Raw genomic sequence first — 17,067 nt, 5'->3', positions numbered from 1 at the left:
CACCATGGCCCAAGCACGCGTGAAGGCCCGCGCCCGGCGCAAGGAGTCCGTGTTCGGCGAGCGCTTCGCGGTCTTCGCCGAGTGTCTGCTCACCGGAGTGTGGATCGCCGTGGCCTGTCTCGGGGTAGTCACCTACCCCGCGGCCTTCGCCGCCGGCGCCCGGCACCTGCGGCGTCGTACGGCTCATGAGGGCGGTGGCTGGCGGGAGTTCGCCCAGGACTTTCGGGCGGCCGTGCGCCGCGGGTGGGCCGTCGGGCTCGCCGGGTGGGCGGCGGCCGCCGCGGTCTGGGTGGACGTCCTGGCCGCGCGGGCCGGGATTCCCGGCGGGCCGTTCGTCGGGGCCGTCGGGATCTTCGTGCTGATCGGGCTTGCCGTGGCCCTGCTGCGGGCGGCGGCCGTCTGGACACCGGGCTCCGCCTGGCGGGCGCTGCTCGCGGAGTCCGTCAGGCGGACCGTGCTCGATCCCGCCGGGTCCTTCCTGATCGTCTGCGGGCTGGCCGTCGTCACCCTGTCCGCCTTGTTCATCGCGCCGCTGGCGGTCCCCGTCCTCGGAGCCGTCGCGGCGGCGGCCGTCGCCGCGGAGGAGCGGTACCGGCACCGCTGACGGGCGGTGCCCCCTCATACCTACAAGGTAGGCGCCTCCGGGCGTCGTACCTCTCCCTGTCATGCCCCTGACCTACTGCCCGCATGGAATGGAAAGGTTGCATCTCATGTCTCCCATCCCCCGCAGGTCCCTTCTCAAGGCTGCCGCCGTCGCCGGAGCCGCCGCCCAGTTCAGCTGGGCGCTGGGGGCGAAGGACGCGCAGGCCGCACCCAGCGCCGCGGCCGCCGACAACGACCCGGTGACCCTGGACTGGATCGAGGACGGTGGCCTCGGCGCCGCCCCCGGCTCCACGGTCGGCGTGCCCTGGCCCATGGGCACCTACCAGGAGGACCAGACCTTCGCGCTGACGGACGCGGACGGCAAGGCCGTACCCGTGCAGTCGTGGCCGATCGGCTACTGGCCGGACGGCTCCCTGAAGTGGACCGCGCACGCGGTCGCCTCAGGCTCCGGCAAGCTCACCCTCACCGCCGGTACGCCCGCGGAGGCCGAGAAGAAGGTCACCGTCGACAAGAGCGGCGGCACCATCGACGTGTCGACGGGTGTCATCACCGCGAAGATCGGCAAGAACGGCTCGACGCTCATCAAGTCCGTCACCCGGGGTTCGACGGAGATCGCCAAGAACGGCCGGCTCGTCCTGATCCGCCAGCCCGAGATCGAGGACGAGGACCAGGGCTCGGTGAAGACCGAGCGCTTCGACGGCGCCATCTCCGAGGTCACCGTCGAGCAGGACGGCCCGGTCCGGGCCGTGGTCCGCATCGACGGCAAGCACCGCAAGGGCGACCGCAGCTGGCTGCCGTTCTCGATCCGCCTCTACTTCTACGCCGGCGCCGACTCCTTCCGCATGGTGCACACGATCACCTACGACGGGACGCAGGAGCCCGGGAAGGCCAGCGGCGACTTCATCCGCGGCCTCGGCGTCCGCTTCACCGTGCCGATGCGCGACGAGGCGTACGACCGGCACATCCGCATCGGCGGCGAGGGCACGGGCCTGCTGCGCGAGGCCGTCCAGGGCATCACCGGCCTGCGCCGCGACCCGGGCGCAGCCGTGCAGGCGGCCCAGTACGCGGGCGAGAAGCTGCCCGATCCGTCCACCTGGGACCAGCGGGTGACGACCCGCCTCCAGTACATCCCGCACTGGGGCGACTACAGCCTCTCCCAGCTCTCCGCCGACGGCTTCACCGTGCGCAAGCGCACCAAGAAGGGCTACGGCTGGATCGCGGCCGGCGGCGGCAAGCGGGCCTCCGGGTTCGGTTACGTCGGCGGGGCGAGCGGCGGATTCTCCTTCGGCCTCAGGGACTTCTGGCAGAAGTTCCCCGCTCAGCTCGACATCCGCGACGCCCACACCGACGAGGCCGAGGTCACCCTCTGGCTCTGGTCGCCCGAGGCCCAGCCCATGGACCTGCGCTTCTACCACGACGGCATGGGCCAGGACACCTTCGCCGAACAGCTCGAAGGCCTCAACATCACCTACGAGGACTACGAGCCGGAGTTCGGCACCCCGTACGGCATCGCCCGCACCTCCGAACTCCTCTTCTGGGCCAACGAATCGACGCCGGCCCCCGAGACGCTCGCCGACCAGGTCGACGCCGTCCGGGTGCTGCCGCAGCTGGCCGCCCCGCCCAAGCAGCTCATCAAGGCCAAGGTCTTCGGCCCGGGCCTCTACTCCGAGCCCGACCGCTCCACCACCGCCAAGGCCAAGATCGAGGACCACCTCGACTTCCTCTTCACCTACTACAAGGACCAGGTGGAGCAACGCCGCTGGTACGGCTTCTGGGACTACGGCGACTTCATGCACACGTACGACACCGTGCGCCACCAGTGGCGGTACGACGTCGGCGGCTACGCCTGGGACAACTCCGAGCTCTCGCCCGACCTCTGGCTCTGGTACGCGTACCTCAGAAGCGGCCGCTCCGACATCTTCCGGTTCGCCGAGGCGCTGACCCGGCACACCGGCGAGGTCGACGTCTACCACATCGGCCAGTGGGCCGGCCTCGGTACCCGGCACGGCGTCCAGCACTACGCGGACAGCGCGAAGCAGCAGCGCATCTCCAACACCACCTACCGACGCTTCTACTACTTCCTCACCGCCGACGAACGCGTCGGCGACCTCATGCACGCCAACGTCGACTCCGACGAGACGTTCCTCGTCCTCGACCCGCTGCGCAAGGTCCGCACCGATACGTACACGCCCGACCGGCACGCCCTGTCGATCGGCTTCGGCACCGACTGGAGCGGTCTGGTGTCGGCGTGGCTGACGGAGTGGGAGCGCAAGGGCCCGAAGTGGGAGAAGGCCAAGGCGCGCGTGCTGTCGACGATGGAGGGCATCGCCGCCCAGCCCAACGGCTTCGTGCAGGGCAGCGGCCTGTACGACCTCGACACGGGCGAGTTCGCCGTCGCCACGACCCCGGTGGTCGGCGTCTCGCACCTGTCCGCGGTCTTCGGCCTCAATGAGCTGTGCGCCGAGCTGATCCACCTGACCGACATGCCGAAGTTCAACGAGGCCTACTTCGACTACTGCCGCTACTTCAACGCCACCAAGGCGGAACAGGCGGCACGCTACGGCACCAACTTCGGCTCCCTGCTGCTCTTCCAGGGCCACTCCCGCCTGGACGCGTACGCCGCCGTCCAGACCGGCGACGAGACGCTCGCCAAGCGCGCGTGGACGAAGTTCTACAGCTCCGACGGCTACATGGAGTCCTCGCCGTGGAAGACGGAGCCGCTCAGCGGCCCGGCCACCCTGGTCGCGGGCAGCGAGGCAGCCTGGGTGTCCAGCAACGACACCGCCCTGTACGGCCTCGCCGCCATCGAGAACCTGGCGCTGCTGGGCGACAAGATGCCGTAGCGGCCGCTGCCGTGGCGGGCTAGTTCATCCTCCCCAGCACCTCCCGCACTCGCCGGACGTCTCGGATCCGCTGCTCGTACGTCGCGCCGAGCGCGAGCAGCAGCAGTCCGGCGAGCGCGGGAGGCACCCAGCGGGGGAGGGCGTCGGCCACCTGGACGAGGTACGGGGCGAGTTCGTGCAGCGCGTCCAGGACGAGCGCCGTACCACCCAGCACGAGCGGCGCCTTGAGCCGGTGCCGCGCGCCCGACAGAGTGACCAGCAGCGCGGCCGTGCCCAGCAGCAGCGGGCGCGGCCAGTGCTGGTCGTCCCAGGCCGCGGCCAGGCTCGGCAGGAGCGTGGCCGCGAGTCCGGGCCCGTACGCCGTCCAGGACGACGTCAGCGGATCACGGTGCCTGCGCCAGGCGCCGACGCACAACGCCGGGACGGTGACCGGCAGCGTGTACGCCTCCGGGGCGCCGACGTCCCAGGACGCCAGCCGCACCCAGGTGGCCAGCACGAACAGGACCGCTGCCGCGTAGCCGACGGGCCTGCGGTCGGGGCGGACCGCCGTGGCCGTGGCGATCACCCCGTTCAGGGCGAGCACCAGGGCGAGCATCGGCGGATCGGTGACGGCGAGGCCCATCGCGAGGAGTCCGGCGGCGATGCCCGTCACCTCGATCGGCACGGTCGCCCCGTTCTCGCCGAGCCAGGCGCCGAGCCGGGCGGCGAGCAGGGCCGCGGCCACCGGGACGGCCAGGACCAGCAGAGCCGTGTGCTGCGGCGGCCAGCCGGCCGTGGCGCCGGTCGCACAGGCGAGCGCGGCGGCGTGGGCGAGCGCCGCCGGAGCGGAGACGGGGGCGGCCGCCGGGCGCCATGAGGCCGCCGCGAACAGCAGGGTCAGAGCGGACAGTACGGTCAGGGTCGCGATCTCGTCGGCGAGCGCGAGGAAGGCGAGGCCGAGCGAGCCGACCAGGGCCAGGACAGTGGCGGTCAGGCGCAGTGGCGGGGAGGGGCGGCCGGACGCCGCTGCCGCGAGGGCGGCCGCAGTCGTGACCCCTTGCACCAACAGGCTGGCGGAGTACGGGAGTTCGAGTACGGCGGGCAGGGCGAGGGCCGTGGCCCACGCCAGGACCAGCGCGCCGGACAAGGCCCGTTGCCGCCAGGCCTCGGCGCGGACCAGCAGGGTCAGCACGCCGGCGACGACCGCCGGAGCGATCAGGAGCTGTGCCGAGTGCGCGGGCCACGGCACGTCCACGGTCACCCCGGCGCGGGCGTCCGACGGGCCACCGGACCAGGGCCGCGCCGCCCAGCCGACCGGACCCAGCAGCGCCACGGCGACGAGCGGCAGCGCACAGGCCGACGCGGCCAGTTGCACGGCGCCGGAGGCCCGCACCAAGCCGCTCCGGACGGGCTCGGGGAGCCGGCCGCGCAGCGCCGCCAACAGCGCGACACCGCACACCAGATACGCGGGCACCGTCCAGCCGCCGGGCAGCGCCGCCCGCAGCAGGCCGCCGCCCGCCGAGACCAGGAGCAGGCCGCCGACAGGCGCGGTGACGGTGGCGACCGCCGGCTGCCGCGCCTGCCACGCGGCCCCCAGCGCGATCGCCGCGGCGAGGATGAGGAGCGCCGCCGCACGGGCGGCGGCGCTCGGACCGGTGGCCGTCCACGACAGCCAACCGGCCGCCGACACGCCCGAGACGCCCAGGCCGTACGCGCCGACGGTGGCGACGTACCGTACGGCCGGGGCGGTCGCCCGGAGCGCCACAACCGTGTCCAGCCCGGCCGTCACGAGGAGCGCGGCCGTGATGCCGTACGGCCCGGCCGATGCCGCGACCGCCCAGAGTATGAGCGGGAGTTGGGCCGCGGCCAGCGCGGCGGGCACGGGCAGGCGCAGCGCGTCCAGTCCGCGGCCGTACGCCGTCCAGAACCCGGCCAGTACCGCCGCCGCGACCGCCGCGTACGCCGTGCCGTCCGCTCCCGGGAAGCCGGTCTCGTGCAACGCGTACGCGTCGAGCACCGTCAGGGCCAGCCCGAGGCCCGCCACCGACTCGGCCGTCGACCGCAGAGCGCGCCGCAGCAGCGGCACCGGCGCCGCGAGCACCGCCAGTGTGACCACGCCGAGCACCAGACTCCGCCCGACGATCCCCAGGCGCCCCCAGCTGACGAGGGTGAAGACCATCGCCGCGATGGTGAGCAGCACACCGCCGAGCAGGAGCAGCACGTTCTGCACGCGCGGTGCGGTGGCCTCCGGTCGGGGCGGCGCGACCGGCGTCGGTGTCTGCGCGACCGGTGTCTGCGGGGCCGGCCGCAGGGCGGCGACGAGCCAGGCGCGGCGGGCCAGCAACTGAGCCCGGCGGGAGTCCAGTTGCCACAGCTCGGCGTCGAGAAGCCGCAACTCCTCGGCCGGGGGCGGAACATGCGTCATGTCCCGGAGTGTGGTCCACGTCACGCGTTACGCCATGAGCGTAGGTACTCAGAACATACTCAGATTCCGGGAGAAACCGCTGGGTACGGGCAGACTCTGTCCATGGACTGGACCCATTACCGCTTCCGCAGCCGGTGGGTCCTGTCCGTGGCGCCCGCGACCGTGTACGAGGCGCTGGAGCGGGTCGAGGACTATCCCCGGTGGTGGCCCCAGGTACGCGAGGTGACCCGGCTCAACGACAGCACGGGCATCATTCGGATCCGCTCGTTCCTCCCGTACGACATGACCTTCACGGCGCGCGAGGTGCGGCGTGATCCGGCGGCCGGGGTCCTGGAGATCGCGATGTCCGGCGACCTCGACGGCTGGGCGCGCTGGACGGTGACCGCGGACGGCGACGGCACCCTCGCGCGCTACGACCAGGTCGTCGACGTGAACAAGCCGCTGCTCAGGCGGTTCGCCGTGCCGGGGCGGCCCGTCTTCCGCGCCAACCACCGGCTGATGATGCGCGCCGGAGGGCGCGGTCTCGCCGCGTATGTGCAAGCGGTTTGAAGGAAGCCCGCAGGGACCTGTATTGTTCAGTGCGTTCCCGGGCGATTAGCTCAGTGGGAGAGCGCTTCGTTCACACCGAAGAGGTCACTGGTTCGAACCCAGTATCGCCCACCGGGAAAAGCCGGTCCGTATTCGTACGGACCGGCTTTTTTGTGCCGTGTGCCGTCTTCACGCCGCGGCAGGCAGGACCGGGCGCAGCGGCCACGCCTGGTCCACCTCTTCCTCGGTTCCGCTGCGCGCGAACCAGGCCTGAAGCCCGCGTGCCTGGGCTGCGTGCCACACCGCCTGCAGGTTGTGCAGCTCGGTGGGGGAGAGGCGCTCCAGCCGGGTCGCGAAGCGGCGGCCGAGCGCCCGGACGACCTCCAGCGCTGCCAGCGCGTCCTCGGCCGCGTCATGCGCGCCGTCGAGCGTGACGTCGTAGTGCGCGCACAGGTCGGTGAGAGTGCGGCGGCCCTTGCGGTAGCGGTCCAGGTGCTTGTCCAGCACCCGCGGGTCGAGCACCTGCAACGGCGCCGAATCGAACCAGCGGTCGAGCGACGAAGCGCGGTGCCGGCGCAGCTCGCGGTCCAGGAGGGTCAGGTCGAACGGCGCGTTCATGACCACCAGAGGGCGGCCCGCGGCGGCCTGTTCGGCCAGGTCCTCGGCTATCTCGTACATCACCGGCGCGGGCCACCGGCCGTTGCGCTGGAGATGCTCCTCCGTCAGCCCGTGCACCGCCGTCGCCCCTTCGGGCACCCGCACGCCCGGGTTCACCAGCCAGCGCCTCACCCGCGGCCGGGTGCCCGGGGCGTCCTGGACGACGAGGGCTGCCGACACGATCCGGTCGGTCTCGACGTCCACGCCCGTGGTCTCGGTGTCGAACGCGGCCAGGGGCCCCTCGTACCAGTACGTCATACGAACACAACTCCTCGTTCACCCACGGCAGCTGACGCGCCGTCTTCTGCCTGTTTGGTGATACCCGGGCTGTTTGCGCCGTACGCCGGAAGGACACAACAGGAGTGCGGGTCTTTGCAGTTCAGCAGCCCGCAGCGGGGAAACACTCGGCTTGGAAGGCTGTTGGCCATGGCGATAGCGCAGCCCGAGCGGGGCGGGCTGCTGCCCGAACGGACGGCACCCCATCGCGGCACACTCGCCACCACCGCCTGCATGGAGACACTGCAGGTGGGCTATCTGCACGCGGTCGCCGCGGCCGCGGGCTGCTCGCTGTCGCAGCCGTTTCCGGACAACGGCATCGACTGGCACGTCAGTCACAGCGCGCCCGGGCACACGGTCGACGACGAGGTCACCATCAAGGTGCAGTTGAAGTGCACATACCAGATCCGGCCGAATCCGCCGGGCCGGTTCTTCTCCTTCACGCTCGACAACGACCACCTGGCCAAGCTCGCCCGCACGCCCGTCTCGGTGCACAAGATCCTGGTCGTGATGCTCGTCCCGAGATCCCAGGACGACTGGCTGCGCGCCAGTCACGACCGCCTCGACCTGCGGCACTGCTGCTACTGGGTCAACCTGGCCGGACAGCCGATCACCGGCCGGCACCGGACCACCGTGCGGATACCGACCTCACGCATCTTCGACGACCGGGCGCTGTGCGAGATCATGACGCGGGTCGGGACGGGAGGCAGACCATGACGCACCGCCCGCTCGATGAACCCCTGCGGCAGGTGAGGCCGCACCCCGAGGCCCACTGGGACCGCCCGCCCACGCCCGACGAGGTCGACCCGGCCGTCCTCAGCGCCCTGCTGCGCCGGCACGGCTGGCAGCGGCGCGGCGGCGCCGCCGGACGCTACGGCCGCTGGACCCCGCCAGGACCGGGCGGTGGCGGGACGAGCCTGCTGGTGCCCGAGAGCCGCGCTTTTCCCGACAGCGACGACCTGCTCGGCGAGGCGCTCGTCGCCCTGTCCCGCAGCGGGACGCCGTCCGCGCGCGAGGTGCTGCTCGGGCTCGCCGTGCCCAGCGACGAGATCCGCTGGTGGCGCGACGTGCCCACCGGGCCGGCCGGCGCCGCGCCCTGGACCGTCGAGGAGCAACTGCGTGCCGCCGTCCGCCAGACGCTGCTCGCCGGCGCACTCGCCACCCGCGCGCGTGCGGGCTATTACGGCGCCCGGCACCGGCGACCGGCCACCGCGCTGCTGGAGAGCGTCCTCGTAGGCTCGGCGTCCGGAGGCCGAAGCCTGACCGCCTTCGTGCCCGTCGGCAAGGCCCGCCCGCTCGCCGTCCGCCTCCACCAGGCCCTGTACGCCGCCCGCGAGGCCATCGACTACCAGCGGGCCACCGGCGGCATGGACGCCTTCGACGGAGCTGTCGAGGCGGGCGTCAGCCGCGAGCTCACCGAGGCCCTGATCGCCCTCGTACGCGGCACCGAAGGCGCCCGCATCGCCGTCGAGTGGGCGCCCGCCGCCGGAGTCCCCGAGGACTGCGCGGCCGGAGTCGAGCCCGTCGAGTTCTCGCCCGGCGACCTGCCGGTGCTGCGCGAGGCCGGGGCACGCTATCTGCGCGAGGAGCCGTCCGTACCGGTGCGGATCACCGGCACGGTGGAGCGGCTGCGCAGGTCGGGGCCGCGTGGCGAGGGAGCCGTACGGCTGCGGGTGATCGCCGGGGCCGAGGTTCCGCACGTCCGGCTGATGCTGGACGAGGAGAACTACCGCATCGCCGGACAGGCGCACCTGGTCGGGCTGCCGGTGCGACTGCACGGCCGGCTGGAGAGCCGGGGCGGCTTCCGCAGGCTGACCGGGGCCGGCGGGGTCGTACCGGTGCAGGTCGACGAGGCGGAGCGGGACCGGCTGATGAAGTCGCTCCAGGAGAACCTGGATTTCTTCGAGGAGGCGTGCACGGGCGAGGACTGAGGGTGACCGTTTCGCGGTCGGCCGGTCGGGGTCGGTACGATCCCACTCATGCGCGCGCTCCTGGTATGGCGCCGCACCCACCTTCAGTCAGGAGAGACCGGTGTCAGACGTCCGTGTGATCATCCAGCGCGATTCCGAGCGGGAAGAACGCGTGGTGACGACGGGCACTACGGCGTCCGACCTCTTCGCCGGTGAGCGCTCGATCATCGCCGCACGCGTGGGCGGCGAGCTCAAGGACCTCGCATACGCGGTCAAGGACGGCGAGACCGTCGAGGGCGTCGAGATCTCCTCCGAGGACGGTCTCAACATCCTGCGCCACTCCACCGCGCACGTGATGGCCCAGGCCGTTCAGGAGCTCTTCCCCGAGGCCAAGCTCGGCATCGGCCCGCCGGTCAAGGACGGCTTCTACTACGACTTCGACGTCGAGAAGCCGTTCACGCCCGAGGATCTCAAGGCCATCGAGAAGAAGATGCAGGAGATCCAGAAGCGCGGCCAGCGCTTCGCCCGCCGTGTGGTCACCGACGAGGCGGCCCGTGAGGAACTGGCGTCGGAGCCGTACAAGCTGGAGCTCATCGGCATCAAGGGCTCGGCGTCCTCGGACGACGGCGCGGACGTCGAGGTCGGCGCCGGCGAGCTGACGATCTACGACAACCTGGACGCCAAGACCGGTGACCTGTGCTGGAAGGACCTCTGCCGCGGTCCCCACCTGCCCACCACTCGGAACATCCCGGCGTTCAAGCTCATGCGCAACGCCGCCGCGTACTGGCGCGGCAGCGAGAAGAACCCCATGCTCCAGCGCATCTACGGCACCGCCTGGCCGTCGAAGGACGAGCTGAAGGCACACCTCGACTTCCTCGCCGAGGCCGAGAAGCGCGACCACCGCAAGCTGGGCAACGAGCTGGACCTGTTCTCCATCCCGGAGCAGATCGGCTCCGGCCTCGCCGTCTTTCACCCCAAGGGCGGCATCGTCCGCCGCACGATGGAGGACTACTCGCGGCGCCGCCACGAGGAAGAGGGCTACGAGTTCGTCTACACCCCGCACGCGACGAAGGGGAAGCTCTTCGAGACCTCGGGCCACCTGGACTGGTACGCCGAGGGCATGTACCCGCCCATGCAGCTCGACGAGGGCGTGGACTACTACCTCAAGCCCATGAACTGCCCGATGCACAACCTGATCTTCGACGCGCGCGGCCGCTCCTACCGTGAGCTGCCGCTGCGCCTGTTCGAGTTCGGCACCGTGTACCGGTACGAGAAGTCGGGCGTCGTACACGGCCTGACCCGCGCCCGCGGCTTCACCCAGGACGACGCGCACATCTACTGCACCCGCGAGCAGATGGCCGACGAGCTCGACAAGACGCTCACCTTCGTCCTGAACCTCCTGCGTGACTACGGCCTCACGGACTTCTACCTGGAGCTGTCCACCAAGGACCCGGTGAAGTTCGTCGGCTCGGACGAGGTCTGGGAGGAGGCCACCGAGACGCTGCGGCAGGTCGCCGAGAAGCAGGGCCTCCCGCTCGTTCCCGACCCGGGCGGCGCCGCGTTCTACGGCCCGAAGATCTCCGTCCAGGCCAAGGACGCGATCGGCCGGACCTGGCAGATGTCGACGGTCCAGCTGGACTTCAACCTGCCGGAGCGCTTCGACCTGGAGTACACCGGCCCCGACGGGTCCAAGCAGCGTCCGGTCATGATCCACCGGGCCCTCTTCGGTTCGATCGAGCGGTTCTTCGCGGTGCTCCTCGAGCACTACGCGGGTGCCTTCCCGGCGTGGCTCGCCCCCGTCCAGGCGGTCGGCATCCCGATCGGCGACGCGCACGTCGAGTACCTGGAGAAGTTCGCGGCGGAGGCCAAGAAGAAGGGCCTGCGCGTCGAGGTGGACTCCTCCTCCGACCGTATGCAGAAGAAGATCCGCAACGCCCAGAAGCAGAAGGTGCCCTTCATGGTCATCGCGGGCGACGAGGACATGGCCGGCGGGTCGGTGTCCTTCCGCTACCGCGACGGCTCGCAGGAGAACGGCATTCCGTTCGACGAGGCCATCGCGAAGATCGTGAAGGTCGTCGAGGAGCGGGCGCAGGTCTGACGCCTGCGCTGTGAGGCCCCCGGGGAGCTCAGCTCCCCGGGGGCCTCACGTCGTCCTCTCGCGAGAACACCTGGAGCAGCCAGGACGAGAACGAGCCGGTCACCGCGCCGAGCAGGGCCAGCCCGCAGGCCATGAGACCCGTGGCGATCACCCGCCCCCACGGCGTCACCGGAGTGACATCGCCGTAGCCCACCGTCGACAGCGTGGAGCAGACCCACCACAGAGAGTCCCCGAAGGTGAGGATCGTGGCATCCGGGGCGTTGTGTTCCTGCTGGTAGACGGCGAGAGCACCGGCAAAGCCGAGGAGCATCACCGACAGGGTGGCGTACGAGATCACGCGCGCGTGCAGGCTGAACCGGGGCTGTCCGTGCCGGCGCTGCACCGCTTCGTACACCTTGACGATCCGCAGCGGGCGCAGCAGGGGCAGCGCGAGCACCAGCGAGTCCAGCCAGTGTGTCCGTACGAAACGCAGGCGCTGCCCGCTCAGCCGCCAGCGCACGGCGTAGTCGACGGCGAACAGCGCCCAGGTGGCGAACAGCGCCACCAGGCAGGCGTTCCGCCACGCCCTGGGCAGGTCGTGGGCCAGAACCAGGACCGAGTAGAAGAAGAGAAACAGCAGTGACCCCAGGCCGAGCGGGATTTCGCTGCGCTGCTCCCAGCGGGCCTGGGGGCTGTCGTCATACATCGCCCCAGCTTGGCCGCAAGCCCTTTGGTACGGCACCCGCCGACACGCCGCGAACGGGCGAAGCAATATGCTGCCTTGCATGACGAGTGAGCCGGAGCAGCAGATCGGAGTGGGGACGCAGGACGCGTTCCAGCGCCTGTGGACGCCCCACCGGATGGCCTACATCCAGGGTGAGAACAAGCCGACCGGTCCGGGGGCCGACGACGGCTGCCCCTTCTGCGCGATCCCGGCCAAGTCCGATGAGGACGGGCTGATCGTCAGGCGGGGTGAGCACGTGTACGCGGTGCTCAACCTCTACCCTTACAACGGCGGCCACCTGATGACCGTGCCCTACCGTCATGTCGCCGACTACACGGACCTGACCGAGGCGGAGACCGTCGAGCTCGCCGAGCTGACCAAGCAGGCGATGAAGGCCCTGCGTACCGCCTCCGGCGCGCACGGCTTCAACATCGGCATGAACCAGGGCACGGTGGCCGGCGCGGGCATCGCCGCCCACCTCCACCAGCACATCGTCCCCCGCTGGGGCGGCGACACGAACTTCATGCCGGTCGTCGGCCACACGAGGGTGCTGCCGCAGCTGCTGGCGGACACCCGGAAGATGCTCGCGGAGGCCTGGCCGACGGCCTGATGCGCCGGCGAGGCCGACACCCTGGGGGCGCGCAGCCCCCAGGGCCAGGCACCCGCCTGTGCCGAGACCTGCCCGCCCGCCGCAGGCCTACGCGTCGTAAAGGTCGGCCTTCTTGGGTGAGGGGTCCTGCACCGCCGTGCTGAGGAACGCCGATCGCGTCCCGAACTTCTCGATGTCCACGCCGTTCTCCTCCAGGACCCGGATCGCGGCCGAGTGCACCACCCGTAGCACCGGCGTGGCCGCGCGCAGCGCGTCGTCGGCCATGAAGCGGTGCCGCCACGGCTGATCCGCCCAGGCGTGCCGCAGACCGAACGGCTCGGGCAGGGCTATCGTCCCGCCGAGCCAGTTCAGCAAAGGCGGATACCAGGTGAGCGGGGCGCGGACGGCGAGCCGGACCACCTCGTTGGTGGTGACCAGCGGAAGCTTCACCGTGCGCATCTCCCACGGCTTGAAGGACTTCGCGACCTCCTTGGTCGGCGCCTCCGGCTTGGTCGTGAACAACGGGTTCACCGGACCGAGCGCATGGCCGGTGACCTCGATGCGCAGGGTGGAGTGCAGCACGGTCACCGTGACCAGCATGGTGATGACCAGCTGCCCGTCCCACAGCGTCCACTGCACGCCGAGGTAGTGCCGGTCCCCGGCCCCGAACTGCTGCTTGTTGCAGATGTCCTGGATCGCGTGCTGCTTGACCTGGTAGGCGTCCACGTCCGTGCCCTGGGGCCGGGAGACCTCCTTCGCCTTCTCCCCGATCGGCGTGACGATCCAGTGCCGTATCGACGCCTTCGGGAAGCCGCCGGTGTTCAGCAGGTCGCGCTCCAGCATGCGCAGCTGGTCGTGGATGGAGCGGATGACGTCCCAGCTGCGGAAGGGGTGGATCTCCCGGGTGGGATCGGCCGGCGCCAGGTCCTCGGCGAGCTGCCAGGAACCCCAGCGGGTGCCCATGCCGAGGATGCCCTTGGGCCCGGCGTAGAAGACGGAGTTCGACTGCTGCTCGGCGCTCAGCTTGGCCAGCGACTGGCGCAGCTGCTCGGCCGCGGTCTCGCGGGGGCTGCTGGGAACCGCCTCGGGGACCTTGGCGCCGACGCTGCTGCCCGACAGGAGGCTGTCCCAGCGCTCCCGCAGGTCCTTGGCCGTGCGCTCGCAGATCCGCCGGGCCGACAACCAACCGACCACGGGCATGACGACCGCCGCGCGGGCGTACCACGCCCAGAAACCCGTGAAGGGCATCCGGATCAGGAAGATCACGGCGAGCGCGCCGACGGCGACGAGCAGGGTGGTGGCCAGGGCGGAGGCCCGCTTGTCGTCGCGCCTGTCGATGTTGGTCCGGATCGTGAAGACCAGCAGCCAGACCAGCAGCCCCGGCAGGAAGATCAGACCGCACAGCACCATGACCGCGGTCAGCCGGTTGTCGCGGTCCCGGCGGATGTTGTTGGCGGCCAGACAGTGGTCCACGACGACCTGCGGCTCGGCGCCGAAGGACTGGATGAGCGGCTTGCGGCCGCTGCCCAGCATGCGGTCCACCACGGCTCGGGAGAAGGCCTCGCCGAGGTTGGGCCGGAACAGCGAGATCTTCCCGGCCTTGACGGTCGACTGGTGCCACTCGTTGTCGGCCTTGGTTATCTCCTCGACCGGGTTGTCCCGGTAGGCCGCCGAGGCCAGCGCGAAGGTGGCCGTCTGGCCCTCGTCGCCCGTACGCGGCACCTGTGGTCCGAAGATGTCGCCGTAACCGCTGTCAACGGTCATTCCCGCCCCCGATCGCCGCCCATGCCCGCTTCTGCGGCCTTCCCGACTTCCCTGCCCCGCACACCTGTTGATCAGGTCATCAGCGTATCCGCAGGCACCGGCATTCGTCGGCGGACCGCCGAAGCGGTCCGCCGACGCGGAGGGGGGCATTCCAGTGCGGCCGGTGGTGCGGTGGTGTACGGCCGTACCACGCAAGCCGGTTGCGCGCGGTCGTGCGCCGACTACGAGTCGTCCTGCGCCTGTTCGCGGACCCTTTCGGCGACCTGTGGCGGCATCGGCTCGTGCCGCGCGTACGTACGGTTGAAGCGCGCGGTGCCGTGCGACAGAGAGCGCAGGTCGACGGCGTACCGGCCGATCTCGATCTCGGGCACCTCGGCCCTGACGAGGGTGCGCCCGGTGCTCACCTGTTCGGTGCCGAGCACCCGTCCGCGCCGTCCGGACAGGTCGCTCATCACCGCGCCCACATAGTCGTCGCCGACCAGGACGGTCACCTCGGCCACCGGCTCCAGCAGGTGGATCTTCGCGTCGGCCGCGGCCTCCCGCAGCGCGAGCGCGCCCGCCGTCTGGAAAGCGGCGTCGGAGGAGTCCACCGAGTGCGCCTTGCCGTCCAGCAGCGTGACCCGGATGTCGACGAGTGCGTGTCCCGCCGCGATGCCCCTGGCGGCCTGGGCCCGGACGCCTTTCTCCACCGACGGGATGAACTGTCGTGGCACGGCGCCGCCGACCACCTTGTCGACGAACTCGATGCCGGAGCCGCCCGGCAGCGGCTCGACCTCGATCTCGCAGATGGCGAACTGCCCGTGCCCGCCGGACTGCTTCACGTGCCGCCCGCGCCCGGCGGACTTCGCCGCGAACGTCTCCCGTAGGGACACCTTGTGCGGGACGACGTCGACCTGGACGCCGTAGCGGGAGCGCAGCCGTTCCAGGGCGACGTCCGCATGGGCCTCGCCCAGGCACCACAGGACCACCTGGTGGGTGTCCTGGTTCTGCTCCAGGCGCATCGTCGGGTCCTCGGCGACCAGCCGGCCCAGCCCCTGCGAGAGCTTGTCCTCGTCGGCCTTGCTGTGCGCCTGGATGGCGAGCGGCAGCAGCGGGTCGGGCATCTGCCAGGGCTCCATGAGGAGCGGGTCGTCCTTGGCCGAGAGAGTGTCCCCGGTCTCCGCGCGGCTCAGCTTCGCCACGCACGCCAGGTCACCCGCGATGCACTGGGAGAGCCCCCGTTGCTGCTTGCCGAACGGCGCCGACAGGGCGCCGATGCGCTCGTCGACGTCGTGGTCCTCGTGGCCGCGATCCTCCAGGCCGTGCCCGGAGACGTGGACCGTCTCGTCGGGACGCAGGGTGCCGGAGAAGACGCGCACGAGGGAGACCCGGCCGACGTACGGGTCGGACGCCGTCTTCACCACCTCGGCGACGAGCGGACCGGCGGGGTCGCACGCCTTCAGCTCGCGCGTCTTGCCGTCGATGGTGGTGACCCTCGGCGCCTCGCGCTCCAGCGGCGTCGGGAAACCCCTGGTGATCAGTTCGAGCAGCTCGACCGTGCCGATTCCCTGCCGGGCGCCCTCGGCCGCGGGTGCGGCGGCCAGGACGGGGAAGAACGTCCCGCGCGCGACGGCCCGCTCCAGGTCGTCCACCAGCGTCGTCAAGTCGATCTGCTCGCCGCCGAGGTAGCGGTCCATGAGGGTCTCGTCCTCGCTCTCGGCGATGATCCCCTCGATCAGCCGGTTGCGGGCCTCCTCGATCCCCGCCAGCTGGTCCGGCCCCGGCTCGGACTCCTTGCGGTCCCCGGAGGAGTAGTCGAACAGCTCCTGCGACAGCAGCCCGGTCAGCCCCGTCACGGGCGCGTGCCCGTCGGGCGTCTGCGGGCCGTGCAGCGGCAGGTACAGCGGCAGTACGGCGTCGGGGTCGTCCCCGCCGAACGTCTCCGCGCAGATCCGGGTCATCTCCTCGAAGTCGGCCCGGGCCGCCTCGAGGTGCGTGACGACGATCGCGCGCGGCATGCCGACGGCCGCGCACTCCTCCCACACCATGCGGGTCGAGCCGTCCACCCCGTCCGACGCCGAGACGACGAAGAGGGCCGCGTCCGCCGCGCGCAGACCGGCCCTGAGCTCTCCGACGAAGTCGGCGTATCCGGGAGTGTCGAGGAGGTTGACCTTGATGCCGTCCCATTCGACGGGCACCAGGGACAGCTGTACCGAGCGTTGCTGCCGGTGCTCGATGTCGTCGTAGTCGGAGACGGTGCCGCCGTCCTCCACGCGGCCCGCCCGGTTCACCGCTCCCGCGGTCAGCGCGAGAGCCTCCACCAAAGTCGTCTTGCCCGAACCGGAGTGGCCGACCAGCACCACATTCCGTACGGACGCGGGGTGGTCGGCCGCCGTAGCCCTGCCGGCGGCTCCGGGGTGTGCATTCGACTTGTCGCCCATGGCCTTGCCTCCCGTGCACGGTGAGGTCACTGTGGGCGCGGGACATCCCGGATCCGCGTGCGGTGGCGGCTCCGATGACGCCCGCGGTCCTTCGAGCTTTCCACTCCTGTCACGGTGCGTCCATACGGCGGACGCGATCGTGCCACCCAGCCGGGGCCACGGGAGCCGGGACCGCGCCGTGACCCGGATGCCGTCAGGCCGTGACACGGGCTGCGGGTGCCCGCCCGTCGCCCACGCGCGCGTGGCTACGATCGTGGAGTTCGCGGCCGAGC

12 protein-coding genes and 1 tRNA gene are annotated in these 17,067 nt (G+C 71.2%); 8 read left to right on the top strand and 5 right to left on the bottom strand.

The annotated features are described in order from the left end of the window. Window positions 1-4: 4 nt before the first annotated feature. Both ABT114_RS18740 and ABT114_RS18735 read left to right on the top strand, forming a co-directional pair. On the top strand, window positions 5-604 hold the full coding sequence (locus ABT114_RS18740) for a hypothetical protein (RefSeq protein WP_351143858.1): 600 nt from the start codon (window positions 5-7) through the stop codon (window positions 602-604). 106 nt (window positions 605-710) lie between these two features. Next, the gene (locus ABT114_RS18735; RefSeq protein WP_351143856.1) at window positions 711-3,446 is read left to right on the top strand and encodes an exo-rhamnogalacturonan lyase family protein; all 2,736 of its coding nucleotides are present in this window, start codon (window positions 711-713) and stop codon (window positions 3,444-3,446) included. Window positions 3,447-3,465: 19 nt separating this feature from the next. On the opposite strand, the gene ABT114_RS18730 is transcribed toward ABT114_RS18735, so the two are convergent. Then, the gene (locus tag ABT114_RS18730) at window positions 3,466-5,850 is read right to left on the bottom strand and encodes an SCO7613 C-terminal domain-containing membrane protein (protein WP_351143854.1); all 2,385 of its coding nucleotides are present in this window, start codon (window positions 5,848-5,850) and stop codon (window positions 3,466-3,468) included. A 102-nt stretch (window positions 5,851-5,952) separates the two neighbouring features. On the opposite strand from ABT114_RS18730, the gene ABT114_RS18725 reads away from it, so the two are divergent. Then, window positions 5,953-6,399: an SRPBCC family protein gene (locus ABT114_RS18725; RefSeq protein ID WP_351143852.1), complete on the top strand. Its 447-nt coding sequence runs from the start codon at window positions 5,953-5,955 to the stop codon at window positions 6,397-6,399. Window positions 6,400-6,438: 39 nt separating this feature from the next. Continuing rightward, window positions 6,439-6,510 (top strand) — tRNA-Val (locus ABT114_RS18720). Between the two features lie 57 nt (window positions 6,511-6,567). On the opposite strand, the gene ABT114_RS18715 is transcribed toward ABT114_RS18720, so the two are convergent. Further along, a complete protein-coding gene (locus ABT114_RS18715) occupies window positions 6,568-7,293 on the bottom strand; it encodes a 3'-5' exonuclease (protein ID WP_351143849.1) in 726 nt (241 codons plus the stop codon). Between the two features lie 168 nt (window positions 7,294-7,461). Here ABT114_RS18715 and ABT114_RS18710 point away from each other — a divergent pair, with 168 nt between their 5' ends. From ABT114_RS18710 to thrS, 3 genes are all read left to right on the top strand, one after another. Beyond that, entirely contained in the window at window positions 7,462-8,028 is a 567-nt protein-coding gene (locus tag ABT114_RS18710; protein WP_351143847.1) for a DUF4365 domain-containing protein, read from the top strand. After that, window positions 8,025-9,242, top strand: a complete 1,218-nt coding sequence (locus tag ABT114_RS18705) for a hypothetical protein (protein WP_351143845.1) — start codon at window positions 8,025-8,027, stop codon at window positions 9,240-9,242. The genes ABT114_RS18710 and ABT114_RS18705 overlap by 4 nt, the downstream gene beginning before the upstream one ends. A gap of 100 nt (window positions 9,243-9,342) precedes the next feature. Then, the gene (gene thrS, locus ABT114_RS18700) at window positions 9,343-11,319 is read left to right on the top strand and encodes a threonine--tRNA ligase (RefSeq protein WP_351143843.1); all 1,977 of its coding nucleotides are present in this window, start codon (window positions 9,343-9,345) and stop codon (window positions 11,317-11,319) included. Window positions 11,320-11,347: 28 nt separating this feature from the next. Here thrS and ABT114_RS18695 read toward each other — a convergent pair whose 3' ends face one another. Then, complete coding sequence (locus ABT114_RS18695) at window positions 11,348-12,004, bottom strand: potassium channel family protein (protein WP_351143840.1); 657 nt, start codon at window positions 12,002-12,004, stop codon at window positions 11,348-11,350. 67 nt (window positions 12,005-12,071) lie between these two features. Here ABT114_RS18695 and ABT114_RS18690 point away from each other — a divergent pair, with 67 nt between their 5' ends. Next, a complete protein-coding gene (locus ABT114_RS18690) occupies window positions 12,072-12,632 on the top strand; it encodes an HIT family protein (protein WP_351143838.1) in 561 nt (186 codons plus the stop codon). A gap of 87 nt (window positions 12,633-12,719) precedes the next feature. Here the strand turns inward: ABT114_RS18690 and ABT114_RS18685 are convergent, their stop codons facing one another. Both ABT114_RS18685 and ABT114_RS18680 read right to left on the bottom strand, forming a co-directional pair. Beyond that, window positions 12,720-14,375: an AbeC-like domain-containing protein gene (locus ABT114_RS18685; protein WP_351143836.1), complete on the bottom strand. Its 1,656-nt coding sequence runs from the start codon at window positions 14,373-14,375 to the stop codon at window positions 12,720-12,722. A gap of 221 nt (window positions 14,376-14,596) precedes the next feature. After that, entirely contained in the window at window positions 14,597-16,795 is a 2,199-nt protein-coding gene (locus ABT114_RS18680) for an elongation factor G-like protein EF-G2 (protein ID WP_351143834.1), read from the bottom strand. Window positions 16,796-17,067 lie beyond the last annotated feature (272 nt).

Origin of the sequence: Streptomyces sp. NPDC002088 (genome assembly GCF_040296605.1) — a bacterium.
Taxonomy (GTDB): domain Bacteria; phylum Actinomycetota; class Actinomycetes; order Streptomycetales; family Streptomycetaceae; genus Streptomyces.
The sequence above is the reverse complement of the archived record's forward strand: the minus strand, read 5'-3'. Positions and strand labels throughout refer to the sequence as shown.

Excerpts from the sequence above, each read along its gene's own strand:
- ABT114_RS18740 (WP_351143858.1), top strand. The coding sequence starts at position 5 with ATGGCCCAAGCACGCGTGAAGGCCCGCGCCCGGCGCAAGGAGTCCGTG.
- ABT114_RS18735 (WP_351143856.1), top strand. The coding sequence starts at position 711 with ATGTCTCCCATCCCCCGCAGGTCCCTTCTCAAGGCTGCCGCCGTCGCC.
- ABT114_RS18730 (WP_351143854.1), bottom strand. The coding sequence starts at position 5,850 with ATGACGCATGTTCCGCCCCCGGCCGAGGAGTTGCGGCTTCTCGACGCC.
- ABT114_RS18725 (WP_351143852.1), top strand. The coding sequence starts at position 5,953 with ATGGACTGGACCCATTACCGCTTCCGCAGCCGGTGGGTCCTGTCCGTG.
- ABT114_RS18715 (WP_351143849.1), bottom strand. The coding sequence starts at position 7,293 with ATGACGTACTGGTACGAGGGGCCCCTGGCCGCGTTCGACACCGAGACC.
- ABT114_RS18710 (WP_351143847.1), top strand. The coding sequence starts at position 7,462 with ATGGCGATAGCGCAGCCCGAGCGGGGCGGGCTGCTGCCCGAACGGACG.
- ABT114_RS18705 (WP_351143845.1), top strand. The coding sequence starts at position 8,025 with ATGACGCACCGCCCGCTCGATGAACCCCTGCGGCAGGTGAGGCCGCAC.
- ABT114_RS18695 (WP_351143840.1), bottom strand. The coding sequence starts at position 12,004 with ATGTATGACGACAGCCCCCAGGCCCGCTGGGAGCAGCGCAGCGAAATC.
- ABT114_RS18690 (WP_351143838.1), top strand. The coding sequence starts at position 12,072 with ATGCTGCCTTGCATGACGAGTGAGCCGGAGCAGCAGATCGGAGTGGGG.
- ABT114_RS18685 (WP_351143836.1), bottom strand. The coding sequence starts at position 14,375 with ATGACCGTTGACAGCGGTTACGGCGACATCTTCGGACCACAGGTGCCG.
- ABT114_RS18680 (WP_351143834.1), bottom strand. The coding sequence starts at position 16,795 with ATGGGCGACAAGTCGAATGCACACCCCGGAGCCGCCGGCAGGGCTACG.